Here is a 25,255-nt window from a genome sequence, read left to right on the forward strand (position 1 = left end):
GACTATTGCAAAAGACCCGCAAGCAAGAGTAAACCAAGAATTACCAATCATATCAGATAATCTTGTCTCATACGTTTTAGTAAATGTTCACCGGAAAGTGGGGGGGCACATGACTAAGGAAGACGAGATTCTGGAATTTTTAGAGGTGCGAATGTTTAAGCCAATCCTTAATTCTTCAACGACCTCAGAACGTTTCAAGGGGGCGACACGCGGTTTAAAAATCCGCCTTAAACAACGCGATGCGCAAGGAATGATTGAGTATTTCTGGAGAAATGTCGTTGATGCTACAGCTAAGCATGCAAATTATGGACGAATGTTACAAAATGAAAAGATAGCAGATTTCGAGAATGTTGTCGATGATTTTAGAGTTAGATTCAAAGAACTCTAGAGTATAATTTGGGTCTTATTTTGCTCCAACTTCTGACTCACAAGATCCGCCATAGTCTGATTGAGAACTTCATATTTTTCACTGATTTCCGGCGCATAAAGCCATTGGCTTGCAGGCGAGTTCCTGTTAAATTGATCTAAAAATTCTTGAAAACGTTCGCCACTATAAGCTTCTCTGAAGCCTTGCAAATTGAAATTAGCAATAAAATTGCAGTTAAGATTAAGATGGTAATACAAATCTTTACTGATCAATTCAGAATTTCCTTTATCAATAACTTTTTTGAAGTTCTTAAGTATTCTGGATTGCATCTCCTCTGACAAGTTAAACATTGAATCACTCCATCGCGTTTGTAATTTTCTCCGGATAGTTTAAACAAAATGAAACTTCCTTACTCACTTAAAAAGGTATAAGCACCTAGGCTAAATATTAAGCAAAGAACATGAATAAAATACCTGGATTTGTACAAAATATTGATATTATCGAAGGAGGTGCTATTATGCCCGGACAACTCAGTCAAAAGGAAAGAATGCTGCTTCAAGATCAATTGCAGCATGAAGAATTATGTGTTCAGAAATATACCAAGTATGCCGATGCGACGCAATGTCCTGAACTCAAACAGATTTTTCAAACGCATGCCTCTCATGAACAGCAGCACTATAACACTCTTAATCAGATTCTAAGCGGTCAGGTTCCCAACATAAACCAAGGGCAACAATCACAGCAATCTCAACAGAAAATGGGTGGTACGCAATCACAACCGGGGAAAAGTTACGATCAAAATGATGCAATTATGGCCAACGACATGCTCACGACAGAAAAATACATCTCCGGCACGTATGATACGACGATTTTCGAGTGCCGCGACAGTAATATTCGTCAGGCCTTAAACCATATTCAAAAAGAAGAACAACAGCATGGGGAAGACCTATTTAATTACATGCAAGCCAATGGTATGTATAATGTGCAATCTTAAATTGTGCATATTAATTGACAATACCAAGTATTATTAAGATTTTTACGCAAAAGCGACCGGAAATTTTCCCGGCCGCTTTTGTTTTATTTCCTTATTCTCAATTTTTCAACTCTCTGCTATAATAATCACTATGTAAAACAATGTTTCATAAGACACAACAATTATATTTGACTGGAGTTGGGAGACTTGTCAGAATTATGGAATCTATTTATTGCTTTTTTTCGCGCCAGCAATCTTGCTTTTGGCGGTGGTGCAGCAATCATTCCGCTTGTTCAAGCAGAAGTGATAACCCATTACCAATGGATGACACCTGCTCAGTTTTCTGATGGACTGGCTATTGCAACTTCTTTGCCCGGTCCAATTGCAACTCTCTTGGCCGGTTATGTCGGGTATCATGTTTCAGGTTGGCTAGGTGTATTTGCGGCTTTACTGGGGACGATCGGATTGACTACAGTTGCCGTAATCTTCTTAACCAATTTTTTGATGAAACATATGGATTCGCCTATTCTCAAGGGGGCCCTCAAAGGAGTGCGCCCAGTTATTGTGGTACTTATTGCTAAAACGGCTTTTGATATGGGAGCAAATGTCTCTTTTAATATCTATAGCTTGGTAATTGCTCTCTTTACCATATTTGCACTTTATAAATTAAAACTTCATCCCGGAATCATTATCATTCTATCCATGCTTTTTGGAATTATCGTATTTTAAGCGATTCAGATTCGTTGCATAGGAGGTCTTAAACATGTCAAAAGATGTCTGGAATCTTCTGATTGCCTTTACTCGAGCTTCAAATCTAGGCTTCGGAGGTGGTCCTGCTGTTATTCCCTTAATCCAAAAGGAAGTCGTTAATCGCTATCAATGGATGTCGGAAGAAGAATTTGCTGATGCCCTTGCTGTAAGCAACTCACTTCCCGGTCCGATTGCAACTAAAATGGCCAGTTATATTGGCTATCGTGTTGCGGGTTGGATTGGGGTCTTAGCCACTTTGACAGGAACCATACTTCCGACATTGCTTATTACAGTTTTGCTCGGAGATTTGCTTATCCGGTATTCAGATACACCTATTTTGAACGCTGCACTTACGGCTGTCAAACCGGTCGTTGTGATTCTCATAGCTCAATCGGCCTTTGATATTGGCAAGAAGGCATTTCCCAAGAATTCATACATCGCCTGGGGAATTGCAGCCGTTGCGCTTGCTCTGATGTTTTTAACATCAATACATCCGGGAATTCTGATTTTACTTGCGATGATCGTGGGATATTTTACATGGGGAAAAGAAAAACCTCGGGATTCAGCACAAAAATAAGAAAAGGTTAGATGACGACTCTGATTAGCGATAGCTTGCATTGAAGCTATCGCTTTTTGCGTATACTATTCATTACTGGATTATCTTTGATACCGTGTGGGGTGAGATAAGTTGATATGGATTTTAATTATTGTTTCGTTAGCAGTGCTTAGTTATTTGTGTGCACAATTTGTTATCTTAATGGAGCATGCAAAACAAAAAAAGATGGTGTCATGGTTGGCAATTTTAGCACTGTGGTCTTTTCTTGGCGGGTTGCTCTATTATATTTTGGGGTATTCTAAGCATCTAGAAAAATTATTCAGCAGAAAGCATCTCCCGCAAAGCCCCTTGAAGAAAATATCCCAAGAACAACAAGTCTTGCTTGAAAATCAAAACATTTATTTTCAAGATTCCGGTGAAGGAAATAAACGTCTAACTCGATTAATTTTGCAGAATGTGAGCGCTCCATTAACCCAAAACAATGATATTTTGGTTTTAACGAACGGAAAAAAGAAGTATGATGCTCTGTTTCTGGATTTAGCTAATGCCAAGGATCATATTCACGTTGAATATTATATTTTCCGTAATGACAATATCGGTACCCAGCTTCAAAATCTGTTAATAGATAAAGCCAGATCCGGTATAGAGGTCCGGTTAATTCTTGATGCACTGGGCAGTCATAGTTTGCCATCCTCATTTATCGAAAGGATGCGGAGTGAGGGAGTCCAAGTGGGCTTATTCCTCCCGTTAAAATTTCCTCAACTTCTAAGAACAATCAATTACCGAAATCACCGTAAATGCGTTGTTATCGACGGGAAAATTGGTTACTTAGGGGGTCTGAACATTGGAGATGAATATTTATCACGGGATCCTCAACTCGGGTTTTGGCGTGACACCCATTTGCGTCTTGAGGGAGAAAGTGTGCAAACCATGCAAGCTACCTTCTTAAACGACTGGTATTACCTGACTCATCAAGAACTCTATGACCGCCGCTTTTATCCTCAAAGCAAAGTTGAAGGTCAATGTCTCACACAAATTCTTGCCGGTGGTCCGGATTCTTGGCAAGAACCGATGAAAGAGATTTTCTTTACAATTCTAATGACGGCACAAAAGGAAATCCTGTTGACAACCCCTTATTTCATTCCCGACGAAAGTATGATCATGGCCCTAAAATCTGCCGCGCTTAGCGGTTTAAACGTAACATTATTAGTTCAGGGTAAGCCCGATCATCAACTGACCTATCTGGCTTCAGCTTCATATTTTGAAGAACTATTAAAAGCAGGTGTTCAAATCTACCGTTATCAGAAAGGAATTCTTCATAGTAAAGTATTAATCATAGACCAAAACGTAAGTGTCGTAGGATCTGCTAATTTTGATATTCGAAGTTTTCAAATTGATTTTGAACTCAGTGCCCTTATTTATAATTCAGAAATCGCCAAACGACTTTATTTAGATTTCCGGAATGATTTAAATAGCAGCCAAAAAATCGAATATGAAGAGTTTTCACACCGCAGTCTTTGGTTGAAAATGAAAGAAGCAAATGCGAGTGTAATATCACCTCTGCTTTAAACGTTGGGGCTGTTTTGCGACAGCCTCATTTTTTTAGGCAGGATTTTTTATTATACTTCCTGAATAATGATTGTATAGTTTTCTTCATTTTCAAAGCAATTAATTGTCTTAATAAACAGGCACGTTTAGGCAAAGAGGAGGACGGTAAGAAGTGGAGATAGACTCTTTTGATCACGTTTATGAAACCCTTTTCCCCTTAGTTTATCGTTTCGTCCGCTTAAGAATTCCGGCGTTTGATGTCGAAGATGTTACCGCTGAAATTTTAACCAAAATCTGGCGTGTTTTACCAAGTTTCCAAGGAAATGCTTCACTTCAAACCTGGGCTTTGCGTATTGCGCATCATCAAATTGCGGATTACTATCGGGTAAGCCGAGGAAAAGAAATACCGATGATTACGATAAGGCAGGATTCACTAAAAAACCAAGTGACAGAAGATCACAGTGAATATTTAACAACTCTCTTATGTATAAGTGAGACCCTCGCTAAAATGCCTGAACCTCAAGTCGCTGTCATACAACTTCGACTCATCGAGGGATTCAATAGCACTGAAGTGGCACAGATTTTAGGCATTACACAGCAGGCAGTTAACAGTCTCCTCTACCGGGGCAAGAAGAATTTTCGCAAATATTACGGAGATACTTCTAATAGCCTTGTGTCATTTCGCCCTAGTTGTAAATATTCCCACTGACGCCTATACTATAGTAATAAAATTCAAAGTAACTTAATCTATTCTCAGATTAGGGGGAACGATCATGAAGATATGGAATACCCTAAAAAAGGTTGGCCCTATTTTTGGAATTGTTTTCGGGGCAATCCTCTCTGCCTACAGCGTTCAAGGATTTATCGTTCATGCAGGTCTAGGGGGAGGGGGAATCGGCGGCATTGCTCTGATTTTGTTTTATACATTAGCTTTCCCCATAGGCCTTGTAACGTTTGTTCTGAATATTCCGCTCTTTGTTTTAGGCTGGCGGGAAGTAAGCCGACAATTTGTGGTGAAAACATTTATTGGCTTAGTTGTTTTTTCTTTAGCCCTAGACCTATTTAAAGGGATTCGCCCTTTACCTTTTGATGATATTTTCTTAGGCGCTCTTTATGGCGGAGTATTGGGGGGTATTGGCTCAGGCATTGTCTTTCGTTTAGGCGGAAGTTTGGGGGGAACAGATATAATAGCCAAGGTTATCCAGAAAAAGTTTGGATGGACAATGGGAACTACGATGCTTTTCTTTAATGCCTTTGTACTCTTAATTTCTTGGGCGTTTCTCGGACCTAAAATTATTTTATATACTTTGGTATCCATGTTTGCTTTTAGCCGCTCGGTCGATGTTGTTCAAGGCGGAATTCCTGCAAAAGCGGTCACTATTGTCTCTAATAATTCGGAAACTCTAGTGAGCCGTATTCATCATGAAGTAGGCAGAGGGGCAACCTTCTTGCAAGGGCGCGGAACTTTTTCGGCTGAAGAAAAAAATGTGATCATTTGTGTTGTCAGTATGCCTGAAATCGGTCATCTTAAGCGCGTAGTCCGTGAGGTAGATCCTCATGCATTTTTGATCATACAAAATGCGAGTGAAGTTATAGGGCAGGGATGGGCTGTTGAATAAAGAAGGGTGAATGTGAATGACTAAGGGTATCAAGCTTAACGTAGAGAATATTTCCCTTGTCTTGAGGGAGAAAGAGCGAAACTCGACACTATTAGACAATGTGAGTTTAGAAATTTGCCATGGCCGTGTGCGTGCTTTGTTAGGTCCCTCGGGAAGCGGTAAAAGTACGCTGCTTTATACGCTTAATCGTTTACGAGAAATCAGCGAAGGAAAGATCTTTCTTGATAATACGGAAACACGTATGCTTAACGTTCTCGAGCTGCGCCGGAGAGTTGGTTTGGTTATGCAAAAAGCCCTTTTTTTCGCAGGAACAGTCAGTGACAATATTCTTTATGGACCCCGTATTCAAGGTAAGGAGCTTCCGGATCCGGACCACTATCTTGAGTTAGTGGGGTTAAGCTCTGATTTTGCAGACCGCGATCCGAATACTTTATCCGGGGGGCAGCAACAACGTGTTTCGATTGCACGCGCTTTGGCAAACAACCCTGAAGTTCTATTGCTGGACGAGCCTACCTCGGCACTGGATGCGCAGGCCAGCGAGCATTTGGAAAATGTGGTTGCTAAGCTTTGCCGGGAACGCCAATTGACCGTAGTCTGGGTTACCCACGATCTTCAGCAAGCGCGCAGGATAGCACAGGATGTCACTCTGCTGTATCATGGTAAAGTGCTGGAGCAAGGGGAGGCTGCGGATTTTTTCCGACAGCCTTCAACTGAAGAGGGCAAAGCCTATTTGGAAGGGCGATTGGGGGGAGTAGATTGACTTATTTAGCATTAGGTCTTTCTTTAGGGTTTGTGGGATTAGCGGCAATTGTTTCCCGCTATCAGGAATTAGGACTGGAAAAGGATTTAGCTATCGGTGTTATTCGAGCCTTTATTCAATTAACAATCGTGGGTTATATTTTATCGTACGTATTTGCTGCTCAAAACAGCCTCTATATATTTTTAATGATTATGTTAATGATCATCGTTGCCGGCCGCAATGCGTCCAAACGTGGTAAGGGGATTTCGCAAGCCCAAAGGATCGTTCTCATGGGAATTGCTTTTAGTGAAGGGATTTCCCTTCTGCTCCTTCTGGGTTTAAGAATTATTCCCGCGACAGCACAATATATCATTCCCTTGAGCGGTATGATCATCGGTAACAGCATGGTGGCTGCAGGAGTAACCCTGAATCGTCTGAATTCTGAGTTTAGGCTTCGCAGGGGAGAAGTTGAACTTGCCCTTTCGCTTGGGGCTACATCAAAACAAGCGGCACTGCCGGTAATTCAATCCGCGGTTAAGGCCGGGATGATTCCGACGGTGGATTCCATGAAAACGGTAGGTTTGGTGCAACTTCCCGGAATGATGACCGGACAGATTTTAGCGGGTGCTGACCCGGTTCAAGCAGTACGTTATCAAATTATGGTTATGTTTTTGATCTCCGGAGCCTCGGCAATTACCAGTTTAATCGTTGTACTATTAGGTTACAGGTGCTTTTTCACTTCTCATGCTCAGCTTGTGCTGGGGGATTCATAATCTTTTAATAGGGCAATGGCATAGATATATAGTGCATGCGGAATAGTTATGCTTGCTTCATGAATATGTATAAGCATAGCTAGAAAGGAAGGAGAACCCATTTGCTGCAAGTTTAAACTTAAGAAGAGGGGTGTTCCTATTTGCAAAAGGTCTATGTCGTTGATTCCAGTGTTTTGCTTCATGATCCCAATGCGATATACGAATTTGAAGATAATGAAATCGTGATTCCTTTTGTTGTGCTGGAAGAACTTGAACGAAAAAAAAGGGCGGCTGATAATGTTGGTATGGCTGCTCGTGAAATTATCCGTCAGCTTGATGGCTTAAGACAAGCCGGCCCCCTCGCCGGTGGTGTAAGACTAAAAAGCGGAGGCGTTTTAAGAATTGAGCTTAATCATTCTTCGCCGGAAGTGCTTCCCCTTTTTTATGATCCGAGCCTAGCTGATAATCGAATTCTGACGGTTTCGCTCAATCTTACGCGAGAAGAGAAAAGGCCGGTTATTCTCGTAACAAAAGATATTGCGATGCGCGTTAAGGCGGATGCGGTTGGTATTAAAACCCAGGATTACTACAATGATAAAGTTGCTCTTCCTCCGATTGGGGATGAAATTATCACCGTTCCTTTAGGGGATGGAGACGTGGATTCCCTGTATCATTTAGGTAAAATATTTGCCCCTGTTCCACTGCCTCCGAATGCCTGCGTTAAAGGAATTCTTGCGGATCAGAGCATATTGCCGCTGATGGGTTCCTCAAACGGTCATGGCTTACATTATCATTCCCTGGGCAAACTCTCTACTTGGGATATTATACCCAAGAATATTGAGCAATCATGGGCAATGTACCTTTTAAACAATCCCTCGGTCAGTCTTGTCAACTTGATCGGTCCGGCCGGAACCGGTAAAACCTTGCTTGCCTTGGCGAGCGGTCTTCAGCAAACACTTCATTCGGAAATATACTCGCGCCTTCTTTGCGCGCGTCCGATTGTGCCTTTTGGCAAAGATATTGGTTTTCTGCCGGGCGAAAAAGAAGATAAAGTCAGACCTTATATGCAGCCGATATATGATAATTTAGAGCTTTTGCTTCGGCCTAAAAAAGACAAAAGTGAAAAAAACTCAGATTCTATGGTAGACAGTGCAATCGACTTATTAAAGAAAAAACATCAGTTGGAGATAGAAATTCTAACCTATATTCGCGGCCGAAGTATTCCTAATCAATTTATGATTATCGACGAGGCACAAAATCTGTCAGTCCATGAAATCAAAACAATTATTACACGTGCAGGTGAAGGAACGAAAATCGTCCTTTGCGGGGATCCGGACCAGATTGACCATCCTTATCTGGATAAAGAAAGTAATGGGATAGCGCATTTAACTCATCGTTTAAAGGGTAAGCCTTTTTATGGTCAAGTTAGGCTGACCAAAGGGGAGAGGAGTGAGCTAGCAAGTTTTGCGGCTGAACTTCTCTGATTGATCAAACATTTTTTTGTCGATCTTCCCTTTTATAATGAAAAGCGTATGCAGCATACTCTCATGATATAATGGAACAGAAGAGGGAAGGAGAGTACCTTGTGAGTATACGATTTATTTTTGGTCGGGCAGGTACCGGCAAAAGCACCTATTGTTTGGAACGAATCATTACTGAGATTCAAAGGGATCCATTTGGAAACCCGCTTGTTTTGCTTGTGCCGGAACAGGCGACTCACCAAATGGAAATGCGTTTGGCACAAACCCCGGAATTGGGAGGAATTCTACGCGCTCAAGTATTAAGCTTTCGTCGCTTGGGCTGGCGCATTTTCTCAGAAACGGGCGGAGGTCAAAGAAAGATTATCGGGGAAATGGGTAAGCGCATGTTGCTGAGGCGCTTGCTTTTACAATATAAACCTCAACTTCAGATTTTTGCACGTTCGGCAACTCGACCGGGGATGGCGGATTTGCTTGCTCAACTGATTCGTGAATTTAAGATTTACCGTGTAACACCTGAGGACCTGTTGAGTATTCAAGATTCCAATTCAGTTCTCAAGCGAAAACTAAAGGAAATTGCGTTATTATATGACCAATTTAATCAAACTTTAGGCAATGATATCCTTGATCCCGATGATGAATTAGAGATTGTTGCGGCAAAGGTTCCTTCTTCGCCCAGCCTTCAGAAGTCAACCGTATGGATTGACGGATTTAAAGGCTTTACTCCCCAGGAACTCTATGTTATCGAATATTTACTCAAGACGGTACAGGATGTTATTCTTACTCTGCCGCTCGATCCGGCGATTCTTCAACGACAAGAGGAAGCTTATCATGAAGAGGGGATATTCAGGGCAGGTGAGGAGCTTTTCTCAGGGCCATGGCGAACCTATCAAAGCCTTATTCGGATTGCGAGGGAGACGGCTGTTCCAATCTTAGACCCTGTTTTTTTAGAGAAGCCTTATCGATTCCGCAATCCGGAACTGTGTTTTTTGGAAAAGCATTATTTTATGTATCCGACGCTCTCATATTCAGACTCATATTCAGACAAAGAGGAAGATCAAATAGATCAAAAGAAGCAGGGTATTCGTTTATTCTCCGCAGTCAATCGACGCGAGGAGGTCCATGGCGTTGCCCGTGAATTGCGGCGACTTGCCCGTGAAGAAGGATTGCGATGGTCAAATATGGCCGTAGTAACACGGGATCTATCCGCTTACCAGGAAACGATTCAGCATGTCTTTAAGGCCTATGATCTGCCCTTCTTTTTAGATAGTAAAAGACCAATCCTTCATCATCCCCTCCTTGAACTTCTTATGTCTGTACTTGAAGTTGTGCAAAAGGATTGGGCTTACGAACCTCTCTTCCGAGCTCTCAAAACCGGTTTTTTCCCCATATCGCAAGATTCTATCGATTCCTTAGAAAACTATTGTTTAGCGTATGGAATCAGGGGAGAGGCGTGGACTTCCGGGAAGCAATGGCACTATCAGTCCCGTTGGCGGGCAGGGGATCAGGCAGCCCAATTACAGCTGGAAAAAGATCAAGAAATGCAAATAAACGACACCCGTCAAAAGGTGTTAAATTCTCTTCAGGCTTTTGTGGAAGCCGCTTCTTCTGTTATCGCTCTTTCTCCGGAGGATTTAAAACGGATTAGCGTTCGAACTGTGACAGAGGCACTATATAATCTTCTTGTTCAGCTAAATGTACCCGCTACCTTAGAACTTTGGGCAGAGGAGGCCCGTGATGCAGGTAATCTTGCCGAAGCACGTCTACAGGAACAAATTTGGGATGCGGTTATCGAAGTCTTTGATGAAATGATAACAGGTCTGGGAGAAGAATTGCTGGAACTTCAGGAATATGCCATAATTCTTGCTTCAGGTCTGGAAAACCTTAAGCTGGGTTTAATTCCGCCCGGCTTGGATCAGATTTTAGTCGGTTCCTTAGACCGTTCCCGTAATCCCGAACTGCGCATTCTGTTTCTTTTAGGTGCCAATGAGGGTATACTTCCTGCGCGACCTGTATGTGATGGAGTTCTGGACAGTGAAGAGCGAGAACAACTCGAAGCGCTGGGAATTACGCTGGCTCCCAAAGGAAGAGCACAACTTTATGAAGAACAGTTTTTTGTATATACCGGGTTAACACAGGCCAGAGATCGGCTCTATGTCAGTTATCCATTAACCGATGAAGAGGGAAAGGCCCTGACTGTTTCACCCGTGGTTACCCGGCTGCGGACTTTATTTCCGGACCTTCATGAACAGTATCTGGGTAACTCAGAGGATGACTTAGAACAGATCAGCCATCCCCAGCCTCTTTTGCCGTTATATGCGGCTCAGCTTTTGCATGTGAGGCAGCATCAGGTCATATTACCTATGTGGCAGGCAGTTCGGAAATGGTACCAAAATGCTTCTGAATACCAATGGCAGGTTAAGCTTCTTGAAGCAGGAGTTTCTGCTGAAAACCATGAAGGAAAAGTTCCAAAACGCTTGGCCCGCCGACTCTATGGCAAACGTCTTTTAGCGAGTGTTTCCAGACTTGAAGAGTTTGCGCGTTGCCCCTTTGCCCATTATTCAAAATATGGGTTGAAACTTAAGGAACGCACGATCTATCAACTGGCCAGCCCTGATATGGGACAGTTCTTCCATGCTGTTCTGCGCGATTTTGCGGAAAAGGTTCGCTCTGAGAATTTGGATTGGGGGACGATGACAAAGGAAGAATCGTGGGATCTTGTCAGTGAACTGGCGGAAGTCATTGCCCCTCGTCTCCAAAATGAGATTCTTCTCAGCAATGCCCGTTACCGTTATCTAAAACATAAATTGAAAAGAACAGTCCATCATGCGGTTCGTGTTCTTGGAGAGCATGCCCGGCAGGGGAGCTTTGTCCCCATTCAGCTCGAAGTTCCTTTTGGTCCGGGAAAAGCTCTTCCGGGGATTGAGGTTTCCCTTCAGAACGAAAATTCTCTTTTACTGCAGGGACAAATTGACCGAGTTGATGCTGCTGTTCTTGAAGGAAAAGTTTATTTGCGGATTATGGACTATAAATCACGTCAACCCCATGTGAGCTTGGACCATATCTTTTATGGACTGGATTTGCAGCTTTTGGCTTACCTTGATGCAGCCTTACAGGGAGCCGAGATTTTACTTGATACGACTTCCTCCGAACACGCGTTTTTTGAGGATTCCCAAGAATCTCAAGAATTCGCAGATCTGAAGGTTAGCCCTGCCGGTTTTCTTTATTTCCCCGTTGTGGAGCCTCAGCTGAATTCGAATACCCTTCTCAGCGCGGAGGAAGTTGAGGCAAAACGGATTACAGCGGTTAAGGTCAAAGGATTTCTTTTGGCTGACCGTCAGGTCCTGGAGGCTATGGATAAAACACTGAGTACCGGACAATCTGATTTACTCGGAATCAAATTAACAAAAACGATGGAATTTCGTAAAAATGCGAATATCTTGACACAGGATCAATTTTCATTGCTCCGAGAACATTTGCATGCTTACCTTCGTAAATCCGGTGAAGAAATTATGTCGGGCAATATTGCAATCTCACCTTATCGCCAAGGTAAAGAAAATGCATGTCAATACTGCGAGTTTAAACCGGTTTGTCATTTTGACTCTTATTTACCGGAAAATCAGTATCGTGATTTACCCGTTTTAAAAGATCTTGAGGTCTGGAACTTCATTGATTCCAATTCAAAAAAGGCGGGTTCAGAACAAGATAAGTTCTTCCCGGAATTGAATTGGCTGGGTGATGATGAGACTGAAGCGGAAGGTGAGAAAGATGAGTAAAACGAAGTGGACAATAGAGCAGCAGGCGGCGATTGACCTGCAAGGGCAGCTTCTTGTGGCTGCTGCTGCCGGTTCCGGTAAAACCGCTGTTTTAGTGGAACGTCTTATTAAACGCATTATTGATCCTAAAGCCGATGTAGATGTGGATCGTTTTCTTGTGCTTACCTTCACGAAGGCGGCCGCGAATGAAATGCGTGAACGAATCGGTAAAGCTTTGGAGGATGCATTATTTAATGGGACGGATACGGCGGAGGTAGAACACCTTCTTCATCAGCGAGCACTCCTTAATCGTTCGAGTATTACAACTATCCATTCGTTTTGCATGGAACTCCTTCGTCAGAACTTTTATCGTCTTGAGCTTGACCCAGCTTTCAGAGTCGCCGACGAAGCAGAAGCTGATCTCTTACGTCAAGATGTCCTAGAGAATCTTTTTGAAGCGTTATATGAGGAAGAGAATCATGATTTCTTAGCTATTGTTGAAGCTTTTGGCTCAGATCGCAATGATCAACCTTTGATGGATAATGTCCAAAAGCTCTATGAATTCAGTACAAGCCAGGTTGATCCCTATAATTGGCTAAATAATCTTTCTCAAGCCTATTATTGGCAAAGTATAGAGGACTTAGCTCAGAGCCCCTGGGGGAAGTCTGTTCGCCAAGGTGTTAAGGATAAAGTCGAAGAAAGTATAGGATCATTAGAACGGGCTTATCAACTTAGTTTACAGCCGGGTGGACCCGCGCACTATGCGAGCTGCCTTAATGAAGATATTGATCGTTTAAGGCATCTAAGCAAAATTGTACATCAAGGGAGTTGGGAGGAGATTGAAGGATTATTTTTAGAATCCGCGAAATTCCCCAAGCTTCCTTCCGGCCCGCGCAAGAAAAAGGAGGGTTCTACCGAGCTTGCCCATTCGGAGGAGGAGCAGAATAACCTTCGCGAGGAAGCAAAAAAAGCGCGTGATGAAGCAAAAAAGAAACTTGAAAAACTAAGAAAGGATCTTTTTCAATTTCCCCTTGAAGAACAGCTTCCAAGACTCCAAGAAATGGGGAGACTCGTTAAAACCTTAGCCACAGTGGTTCAGCAATTTTCCAGTGAATATGCAATTGCCAAACGACAACGCAATATCGTAGATTTTTCTGATCTTGAACATTTTGCATTAAAGTTGTTAGTTGATGAACAAGACGGTCATCCTTCCACCGTAGCTCTGGCTTTGCAAGAACGCTTTATAGAAGTCATGGTCGATGAATATCAGGATATTAATCCGGTCCAGGAAAAAATTCTTCAGCTCGTTTCCCGTCAGGAGGGGATATCCAATCTGTTTATGGTGGGTGATGTCAAACAGAGCATATATCGTTTTCGGATGGCCGATCCAAATCTTTTTCTGGCAAAATATTTAGAGCTGCCGCATTGGAATCCCGAACAGGAAGTTTCTTCTGATCAAGGGTTAGTGATCGATCTGAATCGCAATTTTCGAAGTCGCAAGGAAGTTATTGACGGAGTTAATTTTCTTTTTCGTCAGATTATGACCTCAGGGGCAGGGGAAATTCCCTATGATGATCAAGCCGCTTTATGCTATGGTGCGAATTTTTTGAGTGGACAACCTGAGCTAAAAACTGCCGAAGGGCCAATTGAAGTCCACTTGTTTGACCCTAAGACGCTGAAACTTACTTCTGTCCCATCTCATGATAATATAGGCCAAGGTGATAGGGAAGATGAGGAAGAAAATGAAAATCAGGGTTTTGAGCAAGAAGGAACAACACTCGAAGATCTTGAAACAGCGCGTCTTGAGGCTCGCTTAGTTGCTAATCGTATTCAAGAGATTGTACAAGGACATGAATTTGATATTTATGACAAAAATCTTCAATCTTTTCGTGCTGCCCAATACTCCGATATTGTTATTTTAATGCGTTCGTTTTCAGCGATAGCACCGTTCTATGTTGAGGAATTTCAAGCGTTGGGTATTCCGGTGTATGCCGAAACAAACAGCGGCTATTTTGGAGCGAGCGAAGTAGAAACAGTACTAGCCCTTTTAAAAATTATTGATAATCCGCGTCTGGATATTCCGTTGGCTGCTGTTCTTCGGTCTCCCTTTGTAGGTATGAATGGAACGGAATTGGGCAAGATGCGTTCTTTGCTGCCCCAAGGCGATTTCTATGAGGCATTTGTTCTGAGCTACTGGGCTGCTAAAGAATGGGTTAGCGACGAACAGGTATTGAATGAAGAACGAGATCCAGTATCTTATCCTAGTCTTGAGATACCTGAGGCCCTTAAAAAGTATGAGGCTACATGGCCGCAGCTTCTAACCCTGGCTTATAAAGTACTAAAAGAATCACCGACACTTAAGGATAAGGTTCTCTACTTTTATCCCAAGCTTCAAACCTATCGTCAGTCAGCTCGTCAGATCTCCTTAGCCGATTTGTTATGGTATCTTTATGAGGATACAGGCTATCTAGCCTATGTTGGAACATTACCCGGGGGTTCCCAGCGTCAAGCTAATCTTCGTGCGCTCTATGATCGGGCATGTCGCTTCGAAAAGACGAATTATCGGGGTCTCTTTCGTTTTCTCCGTTTTCTGGAACGTTTTCAAGGTCAGGGCAAAGATTTAGGGGGTGCCCGAGCGCTTGGAGAAAACGAAGATGTAGTGCGCCTTATTACTGTTCATGCCAGTAAAGGACTGGAATTTCCCGTTGTTTTCGTCGCAGGCTTGGGAAAGAAATTTAACACCCATAGTCTAAGTGGAAATCTACTATTGCATTCAAAACTTGGCGTAGGAATTCCGTTAATTGACATCGAGAATCGAGTCCGTTACCCGTCTTTTATTCAAACGGGAATTAAAGAGCGTATTTGGCAGGAATCACTGGCGGAAGAGCTTCGCATTCTTTATGTCGGCTTAACCCGTGCCAAAGAGAGGTTATTCCTGTATGGAGGAATCGACAAGTTAGAAGGAGCTATTAAACAGTGGCAAGGTTTAGCTGCATGTACCGAACCGGCATTCCCAGATGGTCAATTGCGCAGTGTCCGATCCTTTATGGATTGGATAGGTCCCGCTCTGGCAAGGCATCCACAGAATTTATTCGATGAATCTCTTAAGCCTGAACTTTCCGATAGTTCTTCACAGTGGTTAGTTCAGATCCATGATACGCTTGAAGCCCCATTGAACCTTAGGGAGGGCGAAGATGAATGCTGTTTCGAAAATCAAGATGAGTCTGTACCGGAACATTCCCTTGAAGAGTGGTATCATTGGACAGATGAACGATTAAGTTGGCAATATCCTTATCCGCAAGCCGTTCATCAGGTGGCCAAAACGAGTGTCAGTGAGCTTAAACGTCGTTTTTCCTGGCATCAAGAGGAATTAGCAGATACACCTGTGAAACCGCGTTTGGCTGGGGACTATACACGTCCTAAATTTCTGCAAACGATTCATAAATTAACTCCAGCGGAACGGGGAACTGCGCTGCATGCGGTCATGGAGCATTTACCTCTAGGGGAGTGGGCCAAAGGGTGGTATATCGCTTCCAAGGAGGAGCAGAAAAAGCAAGTTGAGAACCTCTTTGAATCGTTGGTTCTGCGCGAAATTATTACGGCTGAACAATTAGAAACGCTTTCAGCAGAACAATTCATGTGCTTTCTCAACTCAGCGCTGGGAAAACGTCTTCTTGCGGCAAAGGAAGTGCGCCGCGAAGTCCCTTTTACGCTAACTCTCTTGCCAACCGGTGTTTTGATTCAAGGAGTAATCGATGGACTTATACTTTCACCCGATCGGAAAAGTGCCGAAATCCTCGATTATAAAACAGATCAAGTCAAATATTTGGAGTCTCCGGAGAAAACACTGATCGAGCGTTATGCTATGCAGCTTTCATTATATTCTTTAGCCGTGGAAAGACTTCTTCAGATCCACGTTGCGAGAGCAACGATTTACTCCGTTGATCTGGGTTGTGAAATAGAGATACCAAAGGAGGACTTACGAGCTAAACAAGCTCAGTTAAAAGGGTGCTAATGAAAAAAGCCCCCACAGATTTATCGTAATAAATCCGTGGGGGAGAGGTGAGCATATTAATAGGTACCCGCTAATATCATGCGATCATTATTCATATGAACGCCGCTTGCTTTTTCAAACATTTCCAGTAAGCGGTTCATGCTCATATTGGCTCGTTCGGCGCCCTTGAGATCAAGAATGATCTTTCCATCATGCATCATGATAGTACGATTACCTACCGCTAAGGCCTGTTCAAGATTATGGGTAATCATTAGAGTGGTTAAATGTGACTTTTTAGTGACAGAACAGGTTAAATCAACTACCTTTTCGGCTGTTTTGGGGTCGAGCGCGGCAGTGTGTTCATCAAGAAGCAGAAGCTGGGGTTTTTTCAAGGTTGCCATTAACAAAGTTAAGGCTTGGCGTTGACCGCCGGATAGAAGTCGTACTTTCGTTGTTAAACGTCCTTCTAAGCCTAAACCCAGTTTCTCAAGTTCCTCGCGGAAGAATTGCCGTTCTTTACTTCTCAGAGCCCAGCGTAAACGGCGGGGTTCACCGCGTTTTAAAGCCATAATTAGGTTTTCCTCGATCGTCATTGAAGAAGCCGTTCCCGACATTGGGTCTTGGAAGACTCGGCTGATCAATTCAGCTCTTTTAAACGAAGGTAATTTCGTAACGTCTTTGTCATTGAGAATGATTTGACCCTGATCCGGTAAAAAAGTACCGGCGATAGCATTCATCAGGGTGGATTTTCCTGCCCCATTAGAGCCGATTACAGTAACAAAATCACCCGGATCTAAGTGCAGCTGTACACGGTCCAATGCTTTTTTCTCATTTATGGTTCCGGGGTTAAAGACTTTAGTCAGATTATTTACTGTTAGCATAATGGGTCTCCTTTCCGCGTCCGGCACTGCTCAATGCCGAAATTTTCACCTTGAAATTCGGTGCGGCTAATGCAATGATGACGATAAGCGCTGTAATCATTTTTAAATCGGTCGGAGCAAGGCCAAGTTGTAAGGCAATAGCGATGATGAACCGATAAATAATTCCGCCGCAAATAACGGCGAAAAGTGCGCGACCAAGATTAGGAGTACCAAAGATAACTTCTCCGATAATCAGGGAGGCCAAGCCTGCCACGATCATCCCAATTCCCATTCCGGCATCGGCAAACTGCTGATTTTGAGCAATAAAACTTCCGGAAAGGGCAACGAGACCGTTAGAAAGAGCCAGTCCCAATAATTTCATACCGTCTGTGTTAACACCTAAGCTGCGAATCATTAATTCATTATCACCGGTAGCTCGCATTGCCAAGCCTAGCTCTGTTTTTAAAAATAAATAGAGAAGACTTCCAAGAATGATTATAGTGAGTAAAGAAAGAAGAAGCACACCGATCGTTTGCATACCGGGCAGATTTTTAATATCAGTGAAAATCGTTCGAGCTTTGAGCAGGGAGACATTGGCTCGTCCCATTATTCGAAGATTGACGGAGTAAAGCGCTGTCATCGTTAAAATACCTGTCAGAAGCGGAGAAATTTTAAAATGGGTATGAAGAAAGCCAGTAAAAAATCCGGCTACACATCCCGCAGCAAAAGCTGTGGCAGTCGCTAACCACGGGTTTGTACCCCCAATAATTAAGATTGCCGCAGTTGCTCCGCCTAATGTGAAGCTGCCTTCAACCGTAAGATCTGCATAGTCCAGAATCCGGAACGTTAGATAAACTCCCAGAACCATGATGGCATACATCAAACCCTGTTCGAATGTACCCATTATAATTTTCGGGGAAAACATGTTGACACACCTCAATTTCTTCTTTTGGAAGAACTCGCTATACGGATGAATTAACCCGTATAGCGCTTCGTATCTTTATAGAGATACGTTTATCTTCTAATTTTATATTGGATACCCTATTTCATAATCGCTTTTTGTTGTAAATCATCAGGTAATTTAATACCAAGAAGATTTAGGGTTTCTTTGTTGAAAACAATATCAAAATCCTTTTGGCTTTCAATCGGCATAGTTGCAGGTTTCTCACCTTTTAGAATTTTCAGTGCCATTTCGCCGGTTTGAGCCCCAAGTTTTTTGTAATTGATGCCAATGGTTCCTAATCCGCCTTTATCAACGACACTGCTTTCTCCGGCAATGAGAGGAATCTTATTTTGATTTGCGACTTGAATTACAGAATCCGCGGCTGATACGACAGTATTATCCGTAGGAAGATAGATCGCATCTACTTTATTAACAAGAGATTGAGCTGCTTGTAATACATCAGAAATATTGGCAACTGATGCTTTAACAAGTTCTAGTCCCGCGTCCTTGGCAACACCCTCAGCAATTTTAACCTGCACCTGTGAGTTTTCTTCACCCGCATTATAGAGAACTCCGACTTTCTTAGCGTTAGGAACGACAGCTTTCAGAAGATCAAACTGTTCCTTGATCGGATTCATATCGGTGGTTCCGGTTAAATTCTTGCCGGGTTTCTCCAGGCTATCGGCTAGACCCGCTGCGACGGGGTCAGTAACAGCTGTAATGAGAATAGGGGTATTATCGCTGGCACGAGCCATGGATTGGGCTGCGGGAGTTGCGATAGCAAGCACGAGATCGAGATTTTCACTTGCAAATTTCTGGGTAATATTAGCCAAAATGGACTGATCATTTTGAGCACTTTGATATTCAACGGTTAAATTTTTGCCTTCTTCATAGCCGTTAGCTTTTAACGTTTCTAGAAATCCTTCTCTGGCAGCGTCTAAGGCCGGATGTTCCATAATCTGAACAATACCAACTTTAACGGCTTTTCCAGAAGCGCTACTGGTTTGTGTGTTTTGTTGCGTTTGGGATGAACCGCAGCCGGATAATCCCAAGGCCAGCATAATTGAAAGCCCCGCAGCTATAAATTTTTTCATTCTTGAAATACCTCCTCAACTCGGCAATACCTTAAAAAGGGTATAAAAAATACACCTCCGCAGGAAGTGCACCTCTCTAGTCCCACTCCTACTGTACTACCATTCTACAAAATATTTATTTTAGTTAATGTTATATTTTTAGGTTAGGATTGTCAATATCTCATAAAGAAAAATTTTCTGCTTTCTTTTTTGTACATACTCATATTCCCTTTAAACCCATATATTGTTAACAAAAAGAGCTTCTCAATATTTTGAAATAGAAGAATATGAGGTTATCGGATACAAAGGAGGAAAAATATTATGAATATACCAATGCAACAGATGACAGGTGCTCAGGGCATGATGGGAACTCCGGGAATGGGGATGGCACCCGGTTCTATGGGAACCGCTCCCGGAATGTATGCCACAGCTTATCCTCAGGCCGGTTTCGTTAATCTTGATCCGGATTGCGCACCGGGCATGGTGACGCTTGATGTAGGTAACCCTTGTTGCCCGCCTCCCCATTGTGGAATGGAAATGTGTCACCGTATGCCTGAACCGCTTCCGACTCCGTCCCCCGAAGTTTATGTTGTTCAAAAGGGTGACAGCGTTTATAAGATTGCCAAACGTTACGGAACAACCATGAGATCAATCATTCTGGCTAATAATCTCAGAAATCCTGATCTTATCTTTCCGGGACAAATCTTATATATCCCTGGCGTCTAATTCAGTGAAGTGACTCTTCCCAGGGTAACATCTAACCAATCTAATAATCTAATCGGGGCTGTTGCAAAACAGCCCCTTTAGGTACGCCTATAATTATGGAGTATAGCAAACGAATTATTTTACTCTTGGCTCACCTTTGATAGAGTAAATTAGCTTTAGTGCTTCTTTTATAACGGAATCTTCCCCATCCATAACTAGGGTGATCGCTCCTTCTGAACCATTGATACCACCGGCTGCAATGCATTTGACCTGAACCGGAAATAGGGCCTCTAGTGCGGTTATTTCTGTAACCACGGTTGCACCAAGCATTGGGATCAGCCCTATTGTATCTCCCATAGCCTCATCCGGACGATGTCCGGCCATAAATTCGACTGCTTCACGAACATCGGGAACGAGCTTCTCAAGCCCTATCGGTACAATGAGCTCTATTCCGCGGACATACAAGGAACCGGCTGCTGCACCAATAGTTCCGCCCGACAGATTAGAGGCCGCAACTGCCGCTAAACCCGTATGATCTACTGCATTTCCTCCTTTTATGAAAATATCTCCGGATTCTAATTTAGATAAATAATCTTTCCAATGAATCTCAGGCCCTAGGGGTTTGCCCTTGGAAATAATAAAAGGATAAATCCGGGTTAGCTCATCACTGACTCCGGTTTTACCTTCCGTGATGTTACCAACGGTGTAAGTGCTTTTTGATTCAATTGTTATTCCTAAAATTTCCTCTGCTAGGAAGGCATTTGTTGTTCCTCCGGCCAGAATAATGGTGTGTTCTGCTAAAGCTTTTTTCACTATCGGCAGAGCTTTAACCCCTTTGGCAATTAGGCGTTTTGATTCACCGGAAGTCAGTGTGAATTGTGCTCTCATCGAATTATCCTCCTTGTCACTTAGACCTTATTGCTTATCCATATTTTAAGACCATTTGCACCGAACGTCAAAATACCACTTTTATGAATTACCTATTATATACAAAAGATGACCTTGGGTGGTAGAAATTGGTAACACCATAGACCTATTGAACATAATTTAAACTAGGTAAAGCAAAATAACTAATCACAGGAGGGAACTATTATGGCACTTGGTGGAGCAGTCGTTGACGGATGCGGACCTAATTTCTTACCCGGCATTGCAATAGTTGTTGTGATTATCCTTCTGCTTATTGCGATGGGAATCGTCTTTTAATTTCGCATAAGTCAAATTTAGAACGGAGAGGGAGGATATTATGTACGGACATGGATGCGGAGTACCGTTTGGCGGTTTTGTAGGAGTAGGAATCATTGCCATTGCTATTCTAATTCTAATTGCGCTTGGTGTAATCTTCTAAACAATTTGTTTAAAGGAATTTGATAGGAGGGCGTCCTGAAATGCGGGGCGCTCTCTTGATTTTTGCCAAGAAAATAAGAACCTAATCTGATTAAAGATTTAAGAAGTGTTGTAGCTTCACTGGTTCAAGCTGACGATCAGTTAATCCCGGAAAAATTGTTTAAATACCTGGCTCATAGCCAGGTGATCCTTAACTCCGCCGAGTTCTCGAATGGAGTGCATCCCTAGCAGGGGATTTCCTGCATCTACGGAGCGTATATCGAGGTGGGTGGTCGAAATCGGCCCGATTGTGGATCCTCCTCGCTCATCTGAGCGATTGACAAACATTTGGGTGGGAACTTTGGCGCGCTTACAAATTTCATGGAAAATAGCAGTACTTTCTGCATCTGAGGTATAGCTTAGATTAGCACTCAATTTAATAACAGGCCCTTCATTCAATACCGGCCTATTCACAGGATCATGTTTTTCAGCCGCATTAGGGTGAAGGGCATGAGCCATATCTGCGGAGATCATAAAAGATTGTGCAAGGGCCTGATAATACTCTTCCCGATTCTTACCAAGAGCGAGCATAATCCGTTCTAGGACAGAGGCGAGCAGTGGCGATGCTGCACCTTGTTTCGAAGTACTTCCGACTTCCTCATTATCAAAACAAGCCAGGATTGAAGTTGCTTCATTGGACATTGTTTGAGTAAGTGCCCAAGTCCCCGCATGAACCATAGCTAAATCGTCAAGGCGGCTGCTGGAAATAAATTCTTGATTAAGACCCATAATATGTCCATTTTCATATTCATAGAGAACCAGATCGAAATCAATAATGTCCTCAGGAATAATATTTAATGAGTTTGAAAAGTAATTGACGAGGACGCTTTCTTTTTTCAGATCTTCTCCTTGCATTCCTAATAGGGGAAGAAGGTCTTTTTGCTTGTTAAGAGCAAAACCCTCATTCACTTTACGGTTCATATGGATGGCAAGATTGGGGATGATCAGTAAGGGACTGGAGCTTTGGAAAAGAACACTTTGAGGATGATAAGCTGATTTACCTTTAAGAACGATACGTCCAGCCAGTCCAAGGGGGCGATCAAGCCAGGTATTTAAGATAGGTCCCCCATACGTTTCAACATTGAGCTTTAGATATTTTCCTTCAACAGAAATAAGGGGGGAAGGTTTCAGACGAAAGGTAGGACTGTCAGTATGCGTACCGAGGATATGAAAGCCTGATATTTCAGGTGCGGACTTACCCAGAATAAAAGCAATTAGGGCTGAACCGTTCCGGGTGACAAAGTATTTTCCTTTGGGGAGTAGTGTCCACTTATCTTCAAACTTAAGCTCAGCATAGCCCGAAGAAATCAACTTCTCTTTAACAGTTTGAACCGCATGAAAAGGGGAAGGACAACTCCCAATAAATGCTAATAGGTCTTTAGCATGTTTAATTTCATCCTTTGAAGGGTGTAAACTGACCATAATTAAGCACTCCTTTTATCTGCAAAGTCTTAAGCTTAATCATAATTCTCTTTTGCCCGCGAGTCAAAAACGAGATTAGAAACTTTCGAATAGGGCAGGAAAAATGCTTATAGGAAGCGAAGGAGCAAAGGAGGAAAATTTAAGTAATAAGTAAATGATTTTATAAGGGGATTCCATAGATGGTTGAAATCACAACTCTTGAGATGACAGATTTATCGTGCTTAACGGAAGCCTGGAATAGGTGCTGGCAAGGTTATTTTTATGAAATGATTTTCACTGAAGAGAATTTGAGAATTTGGCTTGAGCATGGTCAGATTGATTTTAAACATTGTATTGCATTGAAAGAACAGGATAAAATCGTAGGATTTACTTTTCTTAGTCAAATTAATTTTGAAGGGTGGATCGCAGGGACAGCGATTGATCCCAGTTATCGTGGAAAGAGGCTATTTGCCCCAATGATCCGGGCACAGATTGATTTGGCCCGTTCTTTGGGTGTAAGACAAATTTATCTTGAGGTACTTTCACAAAATTTTGCCCTACACACCTATCAAGCCCAGGGGTTTCGTCATGTTCGCGAACTTAACCATTATCGTTTGACCCCCGGTACTATCAACATAAATCATGCTCGAAGCCTATATGCTGATTTCCATCAAGTTGACCTTTCTACTTATTTTTTATCCCGAAAAAAAGCAGGTTTTATACCTTCATGGCAAAGACGCGCCCAATATCTTAAACGCTATGCTTCGGTCAGCGCCTGGCTTAATCCTCTGGAGACCGCAGGAGTATTTTACGGCGGCATGGAGGGCAAAAGGATACTTGATGCTTGGGCAGCCTTTGACGATGCAGCTCAAGAATTGCTTTCCCTTTTCAATGAACATCAATACGGGGAATTCTCATTAATCAACCAACCGTGGGATCCTGTAACGCGCAACTTAGCTTTTGCGGGAGTTCGTCCAACGGATATTTTATATGAGATGGTTGGAGAATGGGAATGGGGACAAAATAAATAAGACTTGAATTCTGTTAAACATAATGTTATAATAAATTTTAAAGCACCCAGAAACAATGAACCATTTATTTACATTCAAAAAGGAGGTATTGTATGAACGATAATGAAAAAGCTATGATCGAAGCAATTCTTGCTTCGGTAGGTCTAGAACCATTGCGGATTCACGAATCAAGAAAACCTAAAAAAATCTCCTAGAAAGGATTTGGTACCGTGCCATTAACCCAGGCCAATCCAAATAAACAATTTTTTAGAGAGTAAAACGAGTTCTTAGCATTAGTGTTAAAAACTCGTTTTATTTTTATTTTAAGCATAATTTATCCCTTCTTTCATATATTTAGAAGTTATGGAGAAAAATTATCGTCTCTTCTCTGAATTATGATATACTACGCTTAGTAATTTTCTTTGTAGAAAGGGATGGCGAGATGTTTAGTAAAGATAATATAGCCTCCAATGATAAGATTGCAATTGTTACGGATAGCGCCTGTGATCTTGAACCAGATATTATTGAGCAATATGGTATACAAGTTTTACCTTTGCATATCATCTATAATGACCGTGAATACAGGGATCGCGTTGATATCACTCCACAGGAGGTTTATGATCGTTTAGAAGAGGAAGTGCCAAAGACATCTTTGCCCTCTCCTACGGAGATATATGAACTCTTTAATCGGTTACATGAAGAAAAGTTTACTCATGTTTTAGCAATTCATCTTTCCAGTGGATTAAGCGGAACTTATCAAACCGTATCCAAAGTTGCTGAGGAATATAAAGATATGGTGATTGAAGTTATTGATTCTAAAACACTTTCTATGGGTTTAGGCTTTTCCGTTCTCGAAGCTGCGAAAGAACTTCAACGCTCTTTAAATTTCGAAGAGGTAAAACGCAGAGCCAAAGAAACAATTGAGCATATGAAAGCCTATTATGTTGTGTGTACCTTGGAATATTTAAAAAAAGGAGGACGTATCGGCTATGTTGCCGGTACGGTAGGTGAATTGCTTCATATCAAACCGATTATTTCGATTAATTCAGAGGGCAAATATTTTACGGTTGCTAAAGTCCGTGGGCGGGAACAATCGCTTCGTAAGTTAGCCAGCATACTTAAAGAACATGTCTGTGATACGCTTTCAAATGTTGCTATTGTACATGGCGGCGCGGAGCAAGAGGCCAGGAATCTTGAAAAAATAGCTAAGGAACATAAAAATGTTAAAGAAGTTCTGTTTGGTCAAATAAGTCCGGCACTCGGAGTGCATACCGGTCCGGGATTAGTAGGGCTTCTAGTATATCCGGTTATCGGTTGCCACTAGGGGTCACCCATTATAAATGAAGGAG

21 protein-coding genes are annotated in these 25,255 nt (G+C 42.4%); 15 read left to right on the forward strand and 6 right to left on the reverse strand.

Annotation, left to right across the window (positions count from 1 at the left end; all coding sequences use genetic code 11):
• Positions 1-109 precede the first annotated feature (109 nt).
• Positions 110-388, forward strand: coding sequence for a hypothetical protein (locus VB077_RS10715; protein ID WP_323415229.1), 279 nt, complete (start codon positions 110-112; stop codon positions 386-388).
• Here the strand turns inward: VB077_RS10715 and VB077_RS10720 are convergent.
• Positions 385-717 (reverse strand): hypothetical protein, encoded by a 333-nt coding sequence (locus VB077_RS10720; RefSeq protein WP_323415230.1) that lies wholly within the window; start codon positions 715-717, stop codon positions 385-387. The two genes, VB077_RS10715 and VB077_RS10720, sit on opposite strands and share 4 nt — an antisense overlap.
• Before the next feature lie 167 nt (positions 718-884).
• On the opposite strand from VB077_RS10720, the gene VB077_RS10725 reads away from it, so the two are divergent.
• From VB077_RS10725 to VB077_RS10775, 11 genes are all read left to right on the forward strand, one after another.
• Positions 885-1,361 carry a DUF892 family protein gene (locus VB077_RS10725; protein WP_323415231.1) on the forward strand — a complete coding sequence of 159 codons (477 nt, stop codon included), beginning with the start codon at positions 885-887 and terminating at the stop codon, positions 1,359-1,361.
• A gap of 186 nt (positions 1,362-1,547) precedes the next feature.
• Entirely contained in the window at positions 1,548-2,069 is a 522-nt protein-coding gene (locus tag VB077_RS10730; protein WP_323415232.1) for a chromate transporter, read from the forward strand.
• Positions 2,070-2,103: 34 nt separating this feature from the next.
• Entirely contained in the window at positions 2,104-2,667 is a 564-nt protein-coding gene (locus VB077_RS10735; protein WP_323415233.1) for a chromate transporter, read from the forward strand.
• Positions 2,668-2,778: 111 nt separating this feature from the next.
• The gene (gene cls, locus VB077_RS10740; RefSeq protein ID WP_323415234.1) at positions 2,779-4,215 is read left to right on the forward strand and encodes a cardiolipin synthase; all 1,437 of its coding nucleotides are present in this window, start codon (positions 2,779-2,781) and stop codon (positions 4,213-4,215) included.
• A gap of 151 nt (positions 4,216-4,366) precedes the next feature.
• Positions 4,367-4,903: a sigma-70 family RNA polymerase sigma factor gene (locus tag VB077_RS10745; protein ID WP_323415235.1), complete on the forward strand. Its 537-nt coding sequence runs from the start codon at positions 4,367-4,369 to the stop codon at positions 4,901-4,903.
• Between the two features lie 64 nt (positions 4,904-4,967).
• Entirely contained in the window at positions 4,968-5,813 is an 846-nt protein-coding gene (locus VB077_RS10750) for a YitT family protein (protein ID WP_323415236.1), read from the forward strand.
• 16 nt (positions 5,814-5,829) lie between these two features.
• The gene (locus VB077_RS10755; protein ID WP_323415237.1) at positions 5,830-6,573 is read left to right on the forward strand and encodes a phosphate ABC transporter ATP-binding protein; all 744 of its coding nucleotides are present in this window, start codon (positions 5,830-5,832) and stop codon (positions 6,571-6,573) included.
• Positions 6,570-7,325 (forward strand): ABC transporter permease, encoded by a 756-nt coding sequence (locus tag VB077_RS10760; RefSeq protein WP_323415238.1) that lies wholly within the window; start codon positions 6,570-6,572, stop codon positions 7,323-7,325. Before VB077_RS10755 ends, VB077_RS10760 begins: the two co-directional genes overlap by 4 nt.
• A 140-nt stretch (positions 7,326-7,465) precedes the next feature.
• The gene (locus VB077_RS10765) at positions 7,466-8,788 is read left to right on the forward strand and encodes a PhoH family protein (protein ID WP_323415239.1); all 1,323 of its coding nucleotides are present in this window, start codon (positions 7,466-7,468) and stop codon (positions 8,786-8,788) included.
• Positions 8,789-8,895: 107 nt separating this feature from the next.
• Entirely contained in the window at positions 8,896-12,558 is a 3,663-nt protein-coding gene (gene addB, locus VB077_RS10770) for a helicase-exonuclease AddAB subunit AddB (protein ID WP_323415264.1), read from the forward strand.
• Positions 12,551-16,552, forward strand: coding sequence for a UvrD-helicase domain-containing protein (locus VB077_RS10775; protein ID WP_323415240.1), 4,002 nt, complete (start codon positions 12,551-12,553; stop codon positions 16,550-16,552). Before addB ends, VB077_RS10775 begins: the two co-directional genes overlap by 8 nt.
• Before the next feature lie 56 nt (positions 16,553-16,608).
• Here VB077_RS10775 and VB077_RS10780 read toward each other — a convergent pair whose 3' ends face one another.
• From VB077_RS10780 to VB077_RS10790, 3 genes are all read right to left on the reverse strand, one after another.
• Positions 16,609-17,412, reverse strand: a complete 804-nt coding sequence (locus VB077_RS10780; RefSeq protein ID WP_323415241.1) for an ABC transporter ATP-binding protein — start codon at positions 17,410-17,412, stop codon at positions 16,609-16,611.
• Positions 17,396-18,316 (reverse strand): ABC transporter permease, encoded by a 921-nt coding sequence (locus tag VB077_RS10785; protein ID WP_323415242.1) that lies wholly within the window; start codon positions 18,314-18,316, stop codon positions 17,396-17,398. The genes VB077_RS10780 and VB077_RS10785 overlap by 17 nt, the downstream gene beginning before the upstream one ends.
• A 116-nt stretch (positions 18,317-18,432) precedes the next feature.
• Complete coding sequence (locus VB077_RS10790) at positions 18,433-19,428, reverse strand: ABC transporter substrate binding protein (protein WP_323415243.1); 996 nt, start codon at positions 19,426-19,428, stop codon at positions 18,433-18,435.
• A 300-nt stretch (positions 19,429-19,728) separates the two neighbouring features.
• On the opposite strand from VB077_RS10790, the gene VB077_RS10795 reads away from it, so the two are divergent.
• Positions 19,729-20,133 carry a LysM domain-containing protein gene (locus tag VB077_RS10795; RefSeq protein WP_323415244.1) on the forward strand — a complete coding sequence of 135 codons (405 nt, stop codon included), beginning with the start codon at positions 19,729-19,731 and terminating at the stop codon, positions 20,131-20,133.
• A 114-nt stretch (positions 20,134-20,247) separates the two neighbouring features.
• Here VB077_RS10795 and VB077_RS10800 read toward each other — a convergent pair whose 3' ends face one another.
• Positions 20,248-21,000 (reverse strand): hypothetical protein, encoded by a 753-nt coding sequence (locus tag VB077_RS10800; RefSeq protein WP_323415245.1) that lies wholly within the window; start codon positions 20,998-21,000, stop codon positions 20,248-20,250.
• Between the two features lie 597 nt (positions 21,001-21,597).
• Positions 21,598-22,917, reverse strand: a complete 1,320-nt coding sequence (locus tag VB077_RS10805) for a M18 family aminopeptidase (protein ID WP_323415246.1) — start codon at positions 22,915-22,917, stop codon at positions 21,598-21,600.
• Positions 22,918-23,096: 179 nt separating this feature from the next.
• Here VB077_RS10805 and VB077_RS10810 point away from each other — a divergent pair, with 179 nt between their 5' ends.
• Positions 23,097-23,927, forward strand: coding sequence for a GNAT family N-acetyltransferase (locus VB077_RS10810; protein ID WP_323415247.1), 831 nt, complete (start codon positions 23,097-23,099; stop codon positions 23,925-23,927).
• A gap of 421 nt (positions 23,928-24,348) precedes the next feature.
• Positions 24,349-25,230 (forward strand): DegV family protein, encoded by an 882-nt coding sequence (locus tag VB077_RS10815; protein ID WP_323415248.1) that lies wholly within the window; start codon positions 24,349-24,351, stop codon positions 25,228-25,230.
• Positions 25,231-25,255: the final 25 nt, after the last annotated feature.

The sequence above is a fragment of the Desulfitobacterium sp. genome, assembly GCF_034927245.1.
Lineage (GTDB): Bacteria > Bacillota > Desulfitobacteriia > Desulfitobacteriales > Desulfitobacteriaceae > Desulfitobacterium_A.